A 15,887-nucleotide genomic window follows, 5' to 3' on the forward strand; every position below is an offset into this window, starting at 1 on the left:
TTACCTGATATCGAGGAGCGATTGCAGCGTCTCGCGCGCGATCTGGATCACGCGGGTGGACGCCTGATAGGCCTGTTGGAAGCGCATCAGGTCGACCGCCTCCTCGTCGATGTTCACGCCGCTCACCGAATCGCGCGCCGAGACGGCGGCGTCGCGGATCGCGGTCTGCGCGTCGGCCACGCTGTTGCGGCCCGAAAGCGCCGCGCCATTGGCCGCGGTGAGATCGGTCACGCCCTGCTCGAACTTGCCGCTGGTGCGCAGCGCGTCGAAGCCGGCGAGGTTGCTGTTGTCGCGCTGGCCCGCGCCCGCCGCCGCCGCGGCGATCCCGCGCGGGTCGGTCATGACCGTGCCGAGCTGATAGGCGGGGTCGCCCACCGTGAAGATCGGCTGGCCGGCATTGCCCTGCAGGTCGCTGCCCGCCGCCTGGACGGCATTGACGCCCTCGGCGAAATCCCTGGCCATCTGGCTGATCTGGTCGCGGGCCGCCGCGATGCGCCCGCCGCTCTCGGCGATGCCGGCGAGCGCGCCGCCGCCCGGCGACATCGGCTGGACCTGGCCGCTGCTCTGCTTGACCGCGAAGGAGAAGGCGCCCTCGTCGTTGCTCACCTGCGTGACCTGGGCCGCCTGCGCGCCCTCGACCAGCAGCGGGCCGGTATTGCCGCCGGCGTGCACGGTGGCCCGGCCGTAATTGTCGAAGCTCACCGTCACGTCGGTCAGCGCGCTCATCTGCTCGAGCATCTGGTCGCGCTGGTCGAGCAGCGCGGCCTGGCCGGCGGTGCCGTCACTGGCGCGCGCCAGGCCGGCATTCACCTTGGCGAGGCTGGCCGAAAGGTTGTTGAGCTGCGTCACCGCGGTCTCGGCCGAGGCCTTGAGATCGGTCATCGCGCCGTCGAGCGCCTTGCCGGTGGCGCCGAAGGCGGCGGCGACGCCGGCGGCATTCTCCAGCATCGTCGCGCGCGCGGGCAGCGCGGTCGGGTCCGCCGCCACGGCCTTGGCCGAAGTGAAGAAGGCGGTGAGCTGGTCGCCCAGCTTGTTCTGGGTGAGGCTGCTGTCGATCCGCCCGAGCCAGGTGGCGCCGGCGAGAGTGCGGGCGAGATCGGAGCTCGCGCTGCGTACTTCGGTCGCCTTGAAGGCGTCGGCCGCGCGCGTGACGCCGCCGACATTGGCGCCCAGGCCCGAATTGATCGCGCCGGTATTGCCGCCGGTCGCGACGACTTCGCGGACCGTGGCGACGCGGCGCGAATAGCCCGCGGTCGCGGCATTGGCGATATTGTCCGACGTGGTGGCGAGCGCCGACTGATAGGCGCGGGCGCCGCTGGCGCCGATCGAGAGCAGGTCGGTCATTTGACGGTGCCTCCGTTCGTCGCGGCCGGCGCGGCATCCGGTGCGGGCGCCGTTTCGGTCTTGAGGTTCCTGGCCAGGAAGGCGGTCATCGCCTTGCCGATCCCGATCGGGGCGTGCACGGCCATGCTCTGGGCGAGCTGCTGGTCCTGCATGTCGCGGAACTGGTCCTCGCCCTTGCTGTCGAACAGCCCGTCGCCCAGCCTGGCCTGGCGCATCGACTTCAGCATCATGCCCGTGAAGACCGCCTCGAAGCGCTGGCCGGCGGCTTCGAGATTCTCCTTGGACGCCAGGCGCGACGTGTCGGTCGACACGCCGCCCGACGGGCTGCCGATGGGGCCGAGCAGCTTGCTCACAGGACGATCAGCTCCGCCTTGAGCGCGCCGGCTTCCTTGAGCGCCTCGAGGATGGCGACGAGGTCCGCCGGCGACGCGCCGATCGCGTTCACCGCCTTGACGACGTCGGAAAGCTTCGGGCCCGGTGCCATCAGGAACATGGGTCGCTTCTCCTCTTCGACGCCCAGCGTGCTGTGCTGCTCGGTGCGGGTCTCGCCCTTGCTGAACGGCGCGGGCTGGCTGACACGCTGGTTCTCATCAATACGAACGGTCAGTTTACCATGGGTTACCGCGGCGGGGCTGACGCGGACGGCGGAGTTGATCACCACCGTGCCGGTGCGCGCGTTGACGATCACCTTGGCGGGGGCTTCCGCCGCCTCGACGGTGAGGTTCTCGACTTCGCTCATCAGCTCGGCGCGCACGTCGCGGCCCGCGGGGGCCTGGATGGCGATCGAGACGCCGTCGATCGCGCGGGCGCGGCCGGTGCCGAAGCGCAGGTTGATCGCGTCCTGCACGCGCTGCGCCGTGGTGAAGTCGGCACGGGCGAGGTTGAAGGTGAGGAACGGCGACCTGTCGAAGCCGGTATCGACCGTGCGCTCGACCGTGGCCCCTTCCGGGATGCGGCCCGACGACGGCGTGTTGACGACGATCTTCGAGCCGTCGGCCCCCTCGGCGCCCAGGCCGCCGACCGCGAGGTTGCCCTGCGCCATCGCATAGATCTGGCCGTCGGCGCCCTGAAGCGGGGTGAGGATCAGCGTGCCGCCGCGCAGCGACTTGGCCTTGCCCATCGACGAGACGGTGATGTCGAGCTTCTGGCCCGGCTTGGCGAAGGGCGGCAGCTCGGCGGTGATCATCACCACCGCGGCGTTCTTCAGGCCCGGCGCCACGCCCTGGGGCAGCTGCAGCCCGAAGCGCGAGGCGACGCCCTTCATCGACTGGACGGTATATTCCAGATTGTCGTCGCCCGTGCCCGGCAGGCCGACGACGATGCCATAGCCCGTGAGCTGGTTGGTGCGGATGCCCTGGAAGCCGCCCAGGTCCTTCACGCGCTGGGCGTGCGCCGCGGGAACGGCGGCGGCGCCAAGAGTAATTGCCGCCAGGGCGGCGAGGGCGAGGAAGCGGCGGATCATGTCTCTGCTCCGGCTTAGAAGGGGCTGATCGCGGAGAAGAACCGGCTCAGCCAGCCCTGGCGGCTGGCGCGGGCGACGTCGCCCTTGCCGGTATAGGCGATGCGGGCATCGGCGACGCGGGTCGACAGCACGCGATTGTTCGCGTCGATATCGGCGGTGCGCACCAGGCCCTTGATCTGGACGAACTCGTCTCCCCGGTTGAGCGTCACCCGCTTCTGGCCCTGCACCAGCATCGTGCCGTTGGGATAGACCGCAGCGACGGTGACGCTGATCTCGCCGGAGAGCGCATTGGCCTGGTCGGCCGTGCCGGTGCCGTTGAAGTTGCGCTTGCCGCTCACGCTGGCATCGCTTTCCTTGAACAGCGAGAGCGCGCCGGTGGTGGGCGGCGTGAGGCCGAAGCCGCCGCCGCTGTCGAGCTTGGTGCCCGCCGATTTGGACGCAGCGGTCTTCTCGACCAGCAGGATCGTCAGCGGATCGCCGACGCGGCGGGCGCGCATGCCCTCGTAGAGCGCGGCATAGCCGTCGCCCGCCTGGAAGATGCCGCCATTGGCGGGCGGCTGGACGGCGACCGGCGCGGGCAGCGTCGCGGAGAAATCCTCCGGCTGCTTCTTCTTGCCGATGCCGAGGAACTGCGCCTGGGCGGGCGTCGCGGCGAAGGCGAGCCCGGCGGCGAGCAGCGTGGCGGCGGCGAGGGCGTGGAGATGCTTCATGATCCGCCCTCAGATGTTCTGGTTGACATATTTGAGCATCTCGTCGGTCGCCGAGATCATCTTCGAGTTCACCTCATAGGCGCGCTGGGTCTCGATCATATCGACCAGCTCCTCGACGACGTTGACGTTCGAGCCTTCGAGCATGCCCTGGCGGATCGTGCCGCGGCCATCGATGCCGGCATTGCCGAGCGCGACGGTGCCGCTCGCCGGCGTCTCGATCAGGTAATTGTCGCCGACGGCCTGGAGCCCCGCCGGATTGGGGAAGCTCGCCACCTGGATCTGGCCGATCTGGGTAAGGTCGGTCTGGTTCGGCATCTGGGCCGAGACGGTGCCGTCGCTGCCGACGGTGACCGAGATCGCGCCTTCGGGAATGGTGACGCCGGGCATCACCTGATAGCCCTCGGCCGTGACCAGCTGCCCCTCGGCCGAGCGCGAGAAATTGCCCGCCCGGGTATAGCCCAGGCCGCCGCCGGGCAGCTGGATCTGGAAATAGCCATTGCCGTCGATCGCCATGTCGAGGCCGTTGCCCGTGGTCTGGAGCGAGCCCTGCGTCTCGAGCCGCTGCGTGCCCTGGATGCGCACGCCGGTGCCCAGGTTCAGGCCGGTCGCGTATTTGGTCTCCGCGGTCGAGGCGGCGCCGGGCGCGGTGACGACCTGATAGGCGAGCGTCTCGAAGCTGGCGCGGTCCTTCTTGAACGCCGTGGTGTTCACGTTCGCCAGATTGTTCGAGATGACCCGCATGCGCGTATCCTGGGCGTCGAGGCCCGTGCGCGCGATGTGCAGTGCTGCCGATCCCATGTTCTAACTCCTCATCAGGACGGCATCCGCATCAGCGATGCGGTGCTCTCGTCCATGTTCTTGGCTTCCTTGAGCAGGTTGGCCTGCACTTCGTAGGCGCGCTGGTTCTCGATCATGTCGACCAGCGCCTGCGTCAGGTTCACGTTCGACTGCTCGAGCGAACCGGAAGTCACCTTGGCGTCCATGTCCTCGGGCAGCACGCCGCCGCCCTTCACATGGAGAAGATTGTCGAGCCCCTTGGCGGTCTGGCTGCCGCCGGTGCTCGCCAGCTTGATCTTGCCGACTTCCTGGGGCTGGGTCGGGTCGCCGCCGCGCGGCACGATCGAGATTGTGCCGTCCTCGGAGATGCTGATCCGGTCGGCGGGCGGCACGGTGATGGGGCCCCCCGACCCCATCACCGGGAAACCGTCGCCGGTTTCCAGCACGCCCGAGGGCGCGATCCGGAGATCGCCACGCCTCGTATAGGCTTCGGTGCCGTCGGTCGCCTGGACCGCGATCCAGGCGTCGCCGTTCACCGCGACGTCGAGCGGGTTGCCGGTCTGGACCATCGTGCCCTTCGAGCGGTCGAAGTCGTTGACTTCCTCCGCCGCCATCTGGCGCGAATCCATGCCGGTGCCCTGCAGGACCAGCCGGTCGAAGCTGACGCGCTCGGCGCGGAAGCCGATGGTCGAGGCGTTCGCGATGTTGTTCGCGATCGTCGCCTGCGACTGCATCTGGCTCCTGAGCCCGGACATCGCGGTATAGACAAGCCGGTCCATTGCTTACTCCTCCTCAGCCGATCCGATCAGCTGCGGATGTTGAAGATCGTCTGGGACATCTGGCTTGCGGTATCGAGCGCCTTGGCATTCGCCTGGAAGTTGCGCTGCGCCGCGATCAGATTGACCAGCTCTTCGGTGATGTCGACGTTCGAGCGCTCGATCGCGCCCGACATCAGCCCGCCGAAGCCGTTGGTGCCCGGCTCGCCCAGGCGGGCATCGCCCGAGAAGCCGGTGGCCGCCCAGGTCGAGTTGCCGAGCTGGCGCAGGCCCGCATTGTTGGTGAAGCTGGCGAGCACGACCTTGCCCAGCGCCTGGGTGTCGCCGTTCGAGAAGCTGGCGGTCACGGTGCCGTCATCGGCGATCGTCACGCCCTCGATCTGGCCGACGGGCGAGCCGTCCTGCTTGGTCGAGTTGAGGCTGAACGGCGAGCTCACCTGGGTGGTGCCCTGGGTCAGGTCGAGCTTGAGCACCTGCTCCGAAGTCGCGCCCGGCGCCAGGAAGCCCATGAAGGTGATCGGCGTGGTCGGCTCGGACAGCTTGCCGGTGCTGTCGAACTTCAGCTCGAACTGCTTCATCGTGGTGGGATCGTCGCCGGCATTGAGCTGCTGGTCGCCGACGAACGAATAGACTTTCCAGGTGCTGGTCGCGTCGCTGTCGGTCGGCTTGGTCTCGCGGACGAAATAGTTGGTCAGCGTCAGCGCGTTGCCGTTCGCGTCATAGACCGTCGTCTGGACCGACTGGTTGTAGGTGGTCGGGTCGAAACGGTCGAACTTGTAGCCGGCGCTCTCGAACTTGGGGTTGGTCGAGGGGATCGCCGAGCCGGCATTGAGGTTGAGGCCGAGCTTGACGTTCTCGGTCGCCTGGGGCGTGCCGCTGGTCTGGGGCAGGCGCAGGCTCACCGTCGAGGACAGGCCGGTCGCGACCACCGCGCCCGAGCCGTCCACCGGATAGACCTGCAGCTTGTTGCCCTGCGCGTCGACCACATAGCGATCGGCATCGACCTGGAAGCTGCCGTTGCGGGTATAGGCAACGCCATTGCCGCTCTTCTCGTCGCCCTTGACGATGAAGAAGCCATCGCCCGAGATCGCGACGTCGAGCGAGGAAGACGACTGGGTGAAGCCGCCCTGGCCGAACTGCTGGCGCACCGCCTTCACGACCACGCCCGAGCCGACCATCTGGGTCGGGTTCATGTTGGCGGTCGACGCGATGACGTCGGCGAACTGGGTGGTGCTCTTCTTGAAGCCGTTGGTCTGCACGTTCGCGAGATTGTGCGAGATCGTCGACATGTCGGTCTGCGCTGCCTGCAGGCCGGAGAGCGAGGTGAAGAAGGACATTTTCCGTTACTCCGTGGAAAAAATGGATTCAGCCGACCTGCCAGACGGCGTCGGTGGACACGTTGCCGATGCCCGGAAGCGTGAGGACGGGCTTGCCGTCGGATCCCATCGAGACGGCCGTGACCGGCGCCCAGACCAGCGGATAGGCCTTGACGCTGCCGGTGCCGTTGGTGGCGGTGACGCTGACCGTGAAGGGGCCCGCGCCGGCACTTTCGCCGGCATCGGTCTTGCCGTCCCAGTCCCAGGCGACCGCGCCCTTGCCTTCCTTGCCCATCTCGATCGTCTTCAGCGTGTTGCCGTTCTGATCCTTGATGGTGACGGAGACGTTGGTCGCGTCCTTGTCGAGCGCCACGGCGCCCGCCAGGCCGCCGCTGGTGCGCGGATAGGCGGTCGATCCCTGGACGAGCACGTTCTTGCCGACATAGCCGAGCGCGTCGTTGAGCGTGCCGCCGTTCAGCTTGCTGGCGATCGACTTCAGCGTCGAGCTCATCTCGGTGATGCCCGAGAGCGACGAGAACTGCGCCATCTGGGCGACCATCTGGCTGTTGTCGACCGGCTGGAACGGATCCTGGTTCTTCAGCTGGGCGGTCATCAGCGCCAGGAAGTCGGAGACGTTCATGTCGGTCTTGCCGAGCCGGGACGTGTCCTTCGTGTCGAGCGTGGTGCCGCTCGTCGTGCTCGTCTTGTTGTACCGGGAGATGCCCAGCCCGGCGAGGGTGTTGTCGAAGTCACTCATGATCAGCGGCCCAGCTTGAGGGTGTCGACGATGAGCTGCTTGGCAGTCTGCATCACTTCGACGTTGTTCTGGTAGTTCCGGGCGGTCTCCATCATGTCGACCAGCTCCCGGGTCTCGTCCACGGCGGCTTCCCAGACATTGCCGTCCTTGTCGGCCATGGGGTTGCCGGGATCGTAGCGCTTGGTGGGATCGGAGCCCGCGGTGACGACCTGCTCGACATCGACGGTCGACATGCCGCTCGCCTCGTCGAAGGCGGTGCGGAACACCGGCTTGATCGTGCGATAGGCGGCGTCGGCGCTCGACGCGACCGTGCCGACATTGGCCAGGTTCGACGCCGTGGTGTTCATCCGCACCAGCTGCGCGCTCATCGCGCGGCCGGATACCTGGAAGATGGATAGCGGCTGGTCGCCCATGCTCATTCTCCCTTCAGCGCGCGCGTGATCTGGTTGATGCGGCCGTTGAGGAACGACAGCGTCGTCTGATACGCGACGGCATTCTCCGCGAAGGCGGTCTGTTCGGTGGTGAGCTCGACGGTGTTGCCGTCGACCGAGGGCTGGAGCGGCACGCGGTAGAGCGTGTTGGCGTCGATCGCCGCGTCGAGCGAGCCGCCCGGCGTGGTCGCGCCGTTCAGCGCGGCGCGGAAATCCACGTCCCTGGCCTTGTAGCCGGGGGTCGAGGCGTTCGCGATGTTCGACGCCAGCATGCCCATGCGCTGCGAGCGCACGGCAAGCGCCGCGCCGTGTACGCCGAAAAGCTTGTCATCGGGCATTGCACGTCTCCCGCACAAAAGGTTCGGCGGGTTCCAAGCAATCGCCGTGCCAATTTGCCTGAAGGTGTGAAAAAACCCGGTTTCCCCTCAGGGCCGGCAAGTCGCGGCAAGGTTTTGCCGGTGCGGCGGCAGGTGGTTGCCGCTCCATCGGGCCTGGCGGGCGTTTCGCGCCGGCCCGCGCGGTTGGCCCGTGTCTTGCACCCACGCAGGCATGGACATGAATGCACTTCCCGCCCTGGGTACCTTCCTCGATCCGCTCGCGCTCGCCATTGTCGGCGGGGGGACGCTGGCCGGCACCGTGCTGCGCAGCGCTTCGGGCGACCTGGCGCGGGGTGCCGCGGCGCTCGGCGTGCTGCCGCGCCGCCGCTTCGATGCCGAGCCCCTGCTCGCCCAGGTCTCGGCGCTGGGCCGGATCGCGCGGCGCCACGGCGTGATCGCGCTCGATCGCTCGAAGATCGAGGATCCGGACATCGCCGCGGCCGTTGCCGCGATCGTCGATGGCGCGGGGCCGCGGGAAGTCGAGACGCTGCTCGAACAGCGTCGCTGCGCGCGCGTCGAGCGTCAGCGCGGTGCATGGGAGGTCTGGTCCGGTGCGGCCGAGCTGGCCCCGGCGATGGGCATGGTCGGCACGCTGCTCGGCCTGGTCGGCATGTTCGCCGCGATGAAGGATCCCCAGGCGATCGGCGGCGCCATGGCCGTCGCCCTGCTCGCCACCCTTTATGGCGCGCTGCTCGCCAATCTCGTGCTGCTGCCGGTCGCCGTACGCCTGAAGCGCCGCGCCCGGCACGAGGCGCAGGAGCGGCTCCGCCTCCAGCCGGCGCTCGCCGCCCTGGCCGGGATCGAGCCGGGCACCGGCCGGATAAAGGAGATCGCGGCGTGACCATGTTCGACGAGGACGAGCCCGCGCGCGCGCCCTGGCTGGTCACGCTGGCCGACCTGTCGCTGCTGCTCGTCGGCTTCTTCGTCTTCCTCCAGGCGACCCAGGTCGATCCCGCCAAGCTCGCCGCGGGCATCCGCGCGGGCTTCGGCGCGCACGAGGCCGCGCCCGCCGCCATGCCGGTCGACATCGCCACCGCCACCGGCTTCGCGCCGGGCTCGGCAGTGCCCGTCGATACCGGCTCGGCGCTGGAATGGGCGCGTGGCGCCGCGCGCGACCCGCGGACCCTGTTGCGCATCACCGGCGAAGTCGACGGATCGGAAGCGGATGTCGATCCGGCTACCGGCAGCGGCCCGATCCTCGCCGCCGATCGCGCCCGCGCCGTCGCCGCCCTGCTGGTCGGCCAGCGCGCGGTCGATCCCGCGCGCATCATGATCTCCACCGGCCGCGGCCAGCGCCGCGCCGTCCTCGCCCTCGGCTTCGAGGGAGACCGGCAATGATCCGCCGCCCGGCAATCGCCACGCCTCTTTCCATGGAGAAGACCATGTTCCTCGCCATCGCTCTCGTCACCGCCGCACCCGCCGGCGCGCAGGATTTCCAGTCGACCCAGGCGCTCGACGCGATCGTCGCCCAGTTCGCCGGCAAGCCCGTCGGCGCGCAGGGCGGGGCGATCGCCCCGATCGACCGGCGGCTGAAGCTCGCCTCCTGCCCCGCGCCCCAGCTCGAATGGCGCAGCGAGAATCGCGACGCGGTCGTGGTGCGCTGCATGGCGCCGGCCTGGAAGATCTTCGTGCCCGTCGCCGCGGTGCCCCGCCCCCGGGCCGAGCAGCCCGCGCCGATGCCCGCCACCACGCTCGTCCGCCCGGCGATCCCGGTGAAGGTGGAGCCGGTGATCAAGCGCGGCGACGCAGTCACGGTGGAGGCGGGGGCCGAGGGGTTCGCGATCTCGCGACAGGGCATCGCGATGAACGACGCGCCTCCGGGCGGCCGGATCGGCATCAAGGTGGACGACAGGCAGCCGCCGATCCAGGCGATCGCGATCGAGCCCGGCCGCGCCCGCCTGCCCGGCTTTGCCGAGGGCAGCTGAAATTTTTCCGTAAAGCTTCGCGCGCCCTGGCCGTTTGAAGGGCTGCAGGCACAGCTAGGATCGCAGGCAATGGTGGACTCAATCGGCACGAAGGGAGGCGCGGTCACCGATCGTCGCACCGTGCCCGTTGACCCCGCCGCCCGCGTGGCGGCGGTGCGCCCGGTCGCGAGCGACGCGCCGGCGGTGCGGAGCGCCGCGGCGGAGATCGCCGTGGAACAGGCGGCGCGGCCGCCGGTCGACACCGATCGGGTCTCGCGCATCCGCAAGGCGATCCACGACAACAAGTTCCCGCTTTCTCCCTCGACGATCGCCGACCGGCTGCTCGCCTTCAAGCTCGATTGGAAGTCCCGTGAACCGTCGTGACGCGCTCATCCAGGTGATCGAATGCCTTCACGCCGAGATCGCGGCGCTCAAGGCGAACGATGTCGCCGCGCTCGAGGCGGCCACCCGCACCAAGCTGGCCGCGATCGACACGGTCGCGCTGCACGACGGCGAGGCGCCCGGCCCCGAGATCCGCGAGCTCGCCGCCGAGGCGCACAAGCTCAACGAGACTTGCCGCATCTATGTGAACCTGATGGCGGCAAATGTTCGCCGCCGCCTGCAAATCCTTTCCGGCCAGCAGGCCCCCGCCTACAAGGTGGGCGGCTACGCCCTCGGCTGAACGGGCGTTTCCGACATCCGTTAACCGTAACTGGCACGGTCCTTGCTGTGGATAGCCTCGGATTAGGCTATTCGGATTCCAGGATCGATGAGCGTTACTTCGGTCAACACCAGGGCAAGCGTCCAGACGGCGATCGCCGCGGCAAGCCGCAAGACCGGCATCGACTTCAACTATCTGCTCGGCCAGGCGCAGGTGGAAAGCGGGCTGCGCGCCGATGCGCGCGCCGGCACGTCCTCCGCCACCGGCCTCTATCAGTTCATCGAGCAGAGCTGGCTGGGCGTGGTGAAGCAGCACGGTGCCGAGCACGGCCTGTCCTGGGCCGCCGACAGCATCAAGCAGACCGGCACCGGCCGCTATGTCGTCAGCGATCCCGCCGCGCGCAGCGCGATCCTGGGCCTGCGCAGCGATCCGCAGACCGCGTCGCTGATGGCCGCCGAGCATGCCGCCGACAACAAGGCGGCGCTCGAGGATTCGCTCGGCCGCCCCGCCACCGGCACCGATCTCTACATGGCGCACTTCCTCGGCCTGGGCGGCGCCGGCAAGTTCCTGAGCGCGATGGCCGACAGCCCCGGCCGTACCGGCGCCTCGCTGTTCCCCGCCGCCGCGCGCGCCAATCGCAGCGTGTTCTACGCGTCGAACGGCCAGCCGCGCACGCTCTCGGACATCTATAGCCGCTTCGCCGGCAAGCTCGACCAGGGCGCGGCCGCGGGCGGCGCCGCCGGCATCGCCCCGGACGGGCTCGATGCCGGCTTCGCCGCCGCCGCGCGCGCCTGGAGCGACGGCGACAACGAAGTCGTGCTCGGCAACGGCGCGGTCGATCGCGACCGCCACTGGGTGCAGAACACGCTCGCCCAGCTGAACGTCGCCCAGGGTTCGCCCGGCGAACCGGCGCTCGGCCGCCGCATCGATCCGCTCCGGCCGACGCCGGAGAATGCCAGGCTCGCCTATCTCATGCTCGCGAATCTGGGAGCGTAACCCCCCGTGTCCGCACTCTCGCTTCCCGCAGGGACCGGCCCTGCCCTGAAGAGCTTCGCGCTGCCCGGCGCGATCCTGCTGCTCGTCGCGCTGATGGTGGTGCCGATCCCGGCCTTCCTGCTCGACGCCTTCTTCATCCTCAACATCATGATCAGCCTCGCGGTGCTGATGGTGGCGCTGAACGCGCAGAAGCCGCTCGATTTCTCCGCCTTCCCCACCGTGCTGCTGTTTGCGACGCTGTTCCGACTCGGCCTCAACGTCGCCTCGACGCGCGTCGTGCTGGTGCACGGCCATGAGGGGGAAAGCGCCGCCGGCCATGTGATCGAGGCGTTCGGCACCTTCATGATCGGCGGCGACTATGTCGTCGGCCTGGTGGTGTTCGCGGTCATCGTGATCATCAACATGATCGTCGTCACCAAGGGTGCCGGCCGCGTCTCGGAAGTCTCGGCGCGCTTCACCCTCGATGCGCTGCCCGGCAAGCAGATGGCGATCGACGCCGATCTCAATGCCGGCCTGATCACGCCCGACGACGCGAAGAAGCGCCGCGAGGAAGTGTCGACCGAAGCCGATTTCTACGGCGCGATGGACGGTTCGTCCAAGTTCGTGAAGGGCGACGCGATCGCCGGCCTGCTGATCCTGGCGATCAACGTGATCGGCGGCCTGATCCTCGGCGTCGCCAGCCATCACATGGCAGTGGGCGAGGCGGCCTCCACCTATGTCCTGCTCGCCATCGGCGATGCGCTGGTCGCGCAGGTGCCGGCGCTGCTGCTCTCGATCGCCGCCGCGGCGATCGTCACCCGCGTCGCGTCGAGCCACGACCTGGCCGGCCAGATCGGCACCCAGTTCGCCAGCCACAAGACCTGGATGCCGGTCGCCGTCATCCTGGGCCTGCTCGGCGTCTTCCCGGGCATGCCGCATTTCCTGATGCTGCCGGCCGCCGCCGCCGCCGGCTTCGCGGCCTGGCGCCTGCGCAAGGCGGCCAACCGCCCGAAGCCCGTCGCCGCGCCGCCGGCCGAGCCGGCCGACCTTTCCAGGATCGGCTGGGACGAAGTGACCGACAACATGCAGGTGATGCTCGACATCGGCTATGGCCTGGTGCCGCTGGTCGACGAGCGGCGCGGCGGCCCGCTGATGGGCCGCATCACCGGGGTGCGCCGCCAGCTCTCCAAGGAGCTCGGCTTCGTCGTGCCCCAGGTGCGCGTGCGCGACGACATCAACCTGGCGCCCTTCACCTATCGCATCGTCATCGGCGGCGTCGTCGTCGCCGAGGACAATGTCTCGCCCGACGAGGTGCTGGCGATCGACACCGGCCAGGCCTCGGGCCGCCTCGACGGCAAGCCGGTCAAGGACCCGACCTTCGGGCTCGACGCGCTGTGGATCGCCCAGGGCGATTCCGATGCCGCCACGGGCCTGGGCTATCTCGTCGTCGATCCGGGCACCGTGGTCGCCACCCATCTGAACCAGTGCCTGATCCAGAATGCGTCGGACCTGCTCGGCCCGGACGAGGTCCAGGCGCTGCTCGACGGGCTCAAGGAGCGTTCGGCCCAGCTGGTCGCGGCGCTGTGCCCGTCGCCGGTGCCGCTCACCACGCTCACCCAGGTGCTGCGCGGCCTGCTCGCCGAGAGCATCCCGCTCAAGGAGTTCCGCCGGATCGCCGCCGCCATCGCGGTCGCCGCCCAGCGGACGCTGGACGCGGACGAGCTGATGGAGCTGATCCGCCCCGAGCTCGGCCCGCTGATCATCCAGCGCCTGTGCGGCGTGCGCGAGCCGCTGCGGGTGATGACGCTCGAAGGCCAGCTCGAGGCGCTGCTCGGCCAGGCGGTCCGCTCGGATCCCTCGAAGCGTCATACGATCGAGCCCGATCTGGGCCGTCGCATCGCCGAGGCGCTGCAGCGCGCCGCCCAGCCGCTGATCGCCGAGGCCAAGCCCTTCGCGCTCGTCGTCCAGCCCTCGATCCGGGTGGCGATCCGCAAGCTGGTCAAGACGATCCTGCCCGACACGCCGGTGATGAGCTTCTTCGAAGTGCCCGAGGACAAGGCCGTCGAAGTCGTCGCGGTGATCGGCGCGCCGGAGGCGCTGCCCGCATGAACGCTTTCACTCCGGGGAAACTGGACGCCATGGCTTCACTGGCCCTTACGCCGCTGACCTACACGCCCACGCCGCCGCGGCGCGATCCCGAGGCGCTGGTGCGCAGGCACCTGCCGCTCGTCCGGCGCATCGCCTGGCACATCCATGGCTCGATGAGCTCGCTCGTCGAGGTGGAGGACCTGATCCAGGTCGGGCTGGTCGCGCTGATCGAGGCGGCGGCGGCGTTCGAGGACCGGGGGCAGGTGACCTTCGAGCAATATCTCGCCACCCGGCTGCGCGGCGCGATGATCGACGAGCTGCGCCGCCAGGCGACCACCACGCGCGGGGCGATGCGCCGGCGCAAGGCCTATCAGGAAGCGATATCGGTGCTGACCAACGAACTGGGCCGCGCGCCCGACGACGAACAGGTCGCCGCCCGACTCGGCGTGACGCCGGAGAAGCTGCGCGCCGACTATGCCAATGCCGAGGCGGTGCGCTTCGATTCGATCGACGACAGCTATTCGGACGAGAGCCCCTGGTTCATGTCCGACGAGCCCAGCGCCTTCGACCAGCTGGCGGAGAGCGACCAGCGCGAGGCGCTGATCGCGGCGATCGCCGAGCTGCCGGAGCGCGAGCAGCAGGTGATCCAGCTCTATTATGTCGAGGAACTGAATCTCGAGGAGATCGGGCAGGTCCTGGGCGTGGGGGCCGCGCGCATCTGCCAGATCAAGGCGTCGGCGCATGCGCGGCTGAAGAAGGGGCTGGCGCGCCGGCTCGGCTAGTCGCCGCCAGCATCGAGCAGGCGAAATCCCACATCGCAAGGCGGTCCGGCCGCAGCCTCGCCGATCCGGGCCTTTGCCGGCGCCGCTTGCGCCGCATCGACGCTTGCCGCAGAAATCCCCGCTGACCATTCGGGGGATTGCATGACCAAGCATCTGTTCCTGGCCGGCGCGATGGCGTTGGGCCTGCTGGCGTCGCCGGCCTTCGCGCAGGACGCATGGACCGTCCGCCCCGAATGGGTGCGCGCGCACGAATCCTTCCTTGCCAGCGAGGCCCTGCAGGGGCGCGGCAGCGCGACCCGCGACGAAGCGATCGCCGCCACCTATGTCGGCTCGCAGTTCGAAGGCTATGGGCTCAAGGTCGCGCCGGGCATGACCGGCTATCTCCAGCCCGCCAAGGTGATCCGCTACGCGCTGAACGGCCCGGCGACGCTGACGATCGCGGGCAAGCCGGCCGCCGCGCCCATGGTGCTGGTCGGCGCGGCCGAGAGCATTTCCGGCACGTCCGCGGTGTTCGACGGCGCCGATCTCGCCAAGATCCCGCATGCCCAGGTGCTGTTCGTGACCGGCGGCAAGGCCTCGCCCATGGCGCTGGTCCGCGCCGCCAGCGCGGCCGGGGCGAAGCTGGTGATCGTGCGCGAGGACGATGCGACGCGGGGGCTGGCCAAGGCGCTGGGCGGCAAGCCGCGCATGCCCGCCGGGCTCGAGGGCAAGGCGCCGCCGAGCTATGCCGCCTTCGCGACGCTGCCCTCGGCCGATTTCGACAAGGCGGTGGCCCAGGCCGGCGCGCCGGTCGCGCTCGGCCTGCCGGTGGTGCGCGAGGAGGCGATCACCACCAACGCGATCGGCTGGCTGCCGGGCAGCGATCCCAAGGCGGGCGTGATCCTGGTCACCGCGCATCTCGACCATCTCGGCCGCAAGCCCGACGGCACGATCATGTACGGCGCGAACGACGATGCCTCGGGCACCACCGCGGTGCTCGAGCTGGCCCGGGCGATGGCGGCGGCGAAGCAGGCCCGGCGCGGGCTGTTGTTCGTCGCCTATGGCAGCGAGGAGATCGGGGGCTATGGCTCGAGCTGGTTCGGCGATCACCCGCCGGTGCCGCTCGACCAGATCGTCGCCAATATCGAGATCGAGATGATCGGCGCGCAGGATCCCAAGCTGCCCGCCGGCACGATGATGATGACCGGCTTCGAGCGCTCCACCCTGGGCGAGACGCTGAAGGCGCATGGCGCGCTGGTCACCGCCGATCCCTATCCCGAGCAGCGTTTCTTCGAGCGCTCGGACAATTATTCGCTCGCCGTGCGCGGGGTGGTGGCGCACACCATTTCGGGCTGGGCGGTCACGCCGACCTATCACACGCCCGACGACACGCTCGCCAATCTCGACATCGCGTTCATGACGCGCGCGATCCAGTCGCTGGTCGAGCCGCTGCACGCGCTGGCCAACAGCGATGCCCGGCCGCAATGGAAGCCCGGCGGCAAGCCCGAGGGGAAGTAGCGCAGGGCGCCGGCGCGATCTTCGCCGGAC

Annotated in this window: 19 protein-coding genes; 9 read left to right on the forward strand and 10 right to left on the reverse strand. The window is 69.3% G+C overall.

Going from position 1 to position 15,887, the window contains the following annotated elements; genetic code table 11:
• From flgK to flgB, 10 genes are read right to left on the reverse strand one after another with little or no spacing between them, the layout of a single operon-like run.
• On the reverse strand, positions 1-1,344 hold the full coding sequence (gene flgK / locus OMP43_RS20145; protein ID WP_280281341.1) for a flagellar hook-associated protein FlgK: 1,344 nt from the start codon (positions 1,342-1,344) through the stop codon (positions 1-3).
• On the reverse strand, positions 1,341-1,697 hold the full coding sequence (locus OMP43_RS20150) for a rod-binding protein (RefSeq protein ID WP_280281342.1): 357 nt from the start codon (positions 1,695-1,697) through the stop codon (positions 1,341-1,343). The genes flgK and OMP43_RS20150 overlap by 4 nt, the downstream gene beginning before the upstream one ends.
• Complete coding sequence (locus tag OMP43_RS20155) at positions 1,694-2,806, reverse strand: flagellar basal body P-ring protein FlgI (protein ID WP_280281343.1); 1,113 nt, start codon at positions 2,804-2,806, stop codon at positions 1,694-1,696. Before OMP43_RS20155 ends, OMP43_RS20150 begins: the two co-directional genes overlap by 4 nt.
• Positions 2,807-2,820: 14 nt before the next feature.
• Positions 2,821-3,516: a flagellar basal body L-ring protein FlgH gene (locus OMP43_RS20160; RefSeq protein ID WP_280281344.1), complete on the reverse strand. Its 696-nt coding sequence runs from the start codon at positions 3,514-3,516 to the stop codon at positions 2,821-2,823.
• A gap of 9 nt (positions 3,517-3,525) precedes the next feature.
• Positions 3,526-4,314 (reverse strand): flagellar basal-body rod protein FlgG, encoded by a 789-nt coding sequence (flgG, locus tag OMP43_RS20165; protein WP_167300131.1) that lies wholly within the window; start codon positions 4,312-4,314, stop codon positions 3,526-3,528.
• 14 nt (positions 4,315-4,328) lie between these two features.
• Positions 4,329-5,072 (reverse strand): flagellar basal-body rod protein FlgF, encoded by a 744-nt coding sequence (gene flgF / locus OMP43_RS20170; protein WP_280281345.1) that lies wholly within the window; start codon positions 5,070-5,072, stop codon positions 4,329-4,331.
• A 26-nt stretch (positions 5,073-5,098) separates the two neighbouring features.
• Entirely contained in the window at positions 5,099-6,406 is a 1,308-nt protein-coding gene (locus OMP43_RS20175) for a flagellar hook protein FlgE (protein WP_280281346.1), read from the reverse strand.
• Positions 6,407-6,434: 28 nt separating this feature from the next.
• Positions 6,435-7,142: a flagellar hook assembly protein FlgD gene (locus OMP43_RS20180; RefSeq protein ID WP_345849409.1), complete on the reverse strand. Its 708-nt coding sequence runs from the start codon at positions 7,140-7,142 to the stop codon at positions 6,435-6,437.
• Between the two features lie 2 nt (positions 7,143-7,144).
• Positions 7,145-7,555: a flagellar basal body rod protein FlgC gene (gene flgC, locus OMP43_RS20185; RefSeq protein ID WP_086127697.1), complete on the reverse strand. Its 411-nt coding sequence runs from the start codon at positions 7,553-7,555 to the stop codon at positions 7,145-7,147.
• Positions 7,556-7,557: 2 nt separating this feature from the next.
• Positions 7,558-7,911, reverse strand: a complete 354-nt coding sequence (flgB, locus tag OMP43_RS20190) for a flagellar basal body rod protein FlgB (RefSeq protein ID WP_280281347.1) — start codon at positions 7,909-7,911, stop codon at positions 7,558-7,560.
• Positions 7,912-8,128: 217 nt separating this feature from the next.
• Between flgB and OMP43_RS20195 the strand changes: the two genes are divergently transcribed.
• The 9 genes from OMP43_RS20195 (at position 8,129) to OMP43_RS20235 (ending at position 15,857) form a co-directional block, all read left to right on the forward strand.
• Complete coding sequence (locus OMP43_RS20195; RefSeq protein WP_280281348.1) at positions 8,129-8,791, forward strand: MotA/TolQ/ExbB proton channel family protein; 663 nt, start codon at positions 8,129-8,131, stop codon at positions 8,789-8,791.
• Positions 8,792-8,793: 2 nt separating this feature from the next.
• A complete protein-coding gene (locus OMP43_RS20200; protein ID WP_280281390.1) occupies positions 8,794-9,288 on the forward strand; it encodes a flagellar motor protein MotB in 495 nt (164 codons plus the stop codon).
• Positions 9,285-9,875: a flagella basal body P-ring formation protein FlgA gene (locus OMP43_RS20205; protein ID WP_280281349.1), complete on the forward strand. Its 591-nt coding sequence runs from the start codon at positions 9,285-9,287 to the stop codon at positions 9,873-9,875. The genes OMP43_RS20200 and OMP43_RS20205 overlap by 4 nt, the downstream gene beginning before the upstream one ends.
• A gap of 69 nt (positions 9,876-9,944) precedes the next feature.
• Positions 9,945-10,238 carry a flagellar biosynthesis anti-sigma factor FlgM gene (locus OMP43_RS20210; protein ID WP_280281350.1) on the forward strand — a complete coding sequence of 98 codons (294 nt, stop codon included), beginning with the start codon at positions 9,945-9,947 and terminating at the stop codon, positions 10,236-10,238.
• Entirely contained in the window at positions 10,225-10,536 is a 312-nt protein-coding gene (locus OMP43_RS20215) for a flagellar protein FlgN (RefSeq protein WP_280281351.1), read from the forward strand. The genes OMP43_RS20210 and OMP43_RS20215 overlap by 14 nt, the downstream gene beginning before the upstream one ends.
• An 87-nt stretch (positions 10,537-10,623) precedes the next feature.
• Positions 10,624-11,511 carry a lytic transglycosylase domain-containing protein gene (locus OMP43_RS20220; RefSeq protein WP_280281352.1) on the forward strand — a complete coding sequence of 296 codons (888 nt, stop codon included), beginning with the start codon at positions 10,624-10,626 and terminating at the stop codon, positions 11,509-11,511.
• Between the two features lie 6 nt (positions 11,512-11,517).
• On the forward strand, positions 11,518-13,599 hold the full coding sequence (gene flhA, locus OMP43_RS20225) for a flagellar biosynthesis protein FlhA (protein WP_280281353.1): 2,082 nt from the start codon (positions 11,518-11,520) through the stop codon (positions 13,597-13,599).
• A complete protein-coding gene (fliA, locus tag OMP43_RS20230) occupies positions 13,596-14,360 on the forward strand; it encodes an RNA polymerase sigma factor FliA (protein WP_280281354.1) in 765 nt (254 codons plus the stop codon). The genes flhA and fliA overlap by 4 nt, the downstream gene beginning before the upstream one ends.
• Positions 14,361-14,501: 141 nt before the next feature.
• On the forward strand, positions 14,502-15,857 hold the full coding sequence (locus OMP43_RS20235) for a M28 family peptidase (RefSeq protein WP_280281355.1): 1,356 nt from the start codon (positions 14,502-14,504) through the stop codon (positions 15,855-15,857).
• Positions 15,858-15,887: the final 30 nt, after the last annotated feature.

This window comes from Sphingomonas sp. CBMAI 2297 (assembly GCF_029870595.1).
Classification (GTDB): Bacteria; Pseudomonadota; Alphaproteobacteria; order Sphingomonadales; family Sphingomonadaceae; genus Sphingomonas.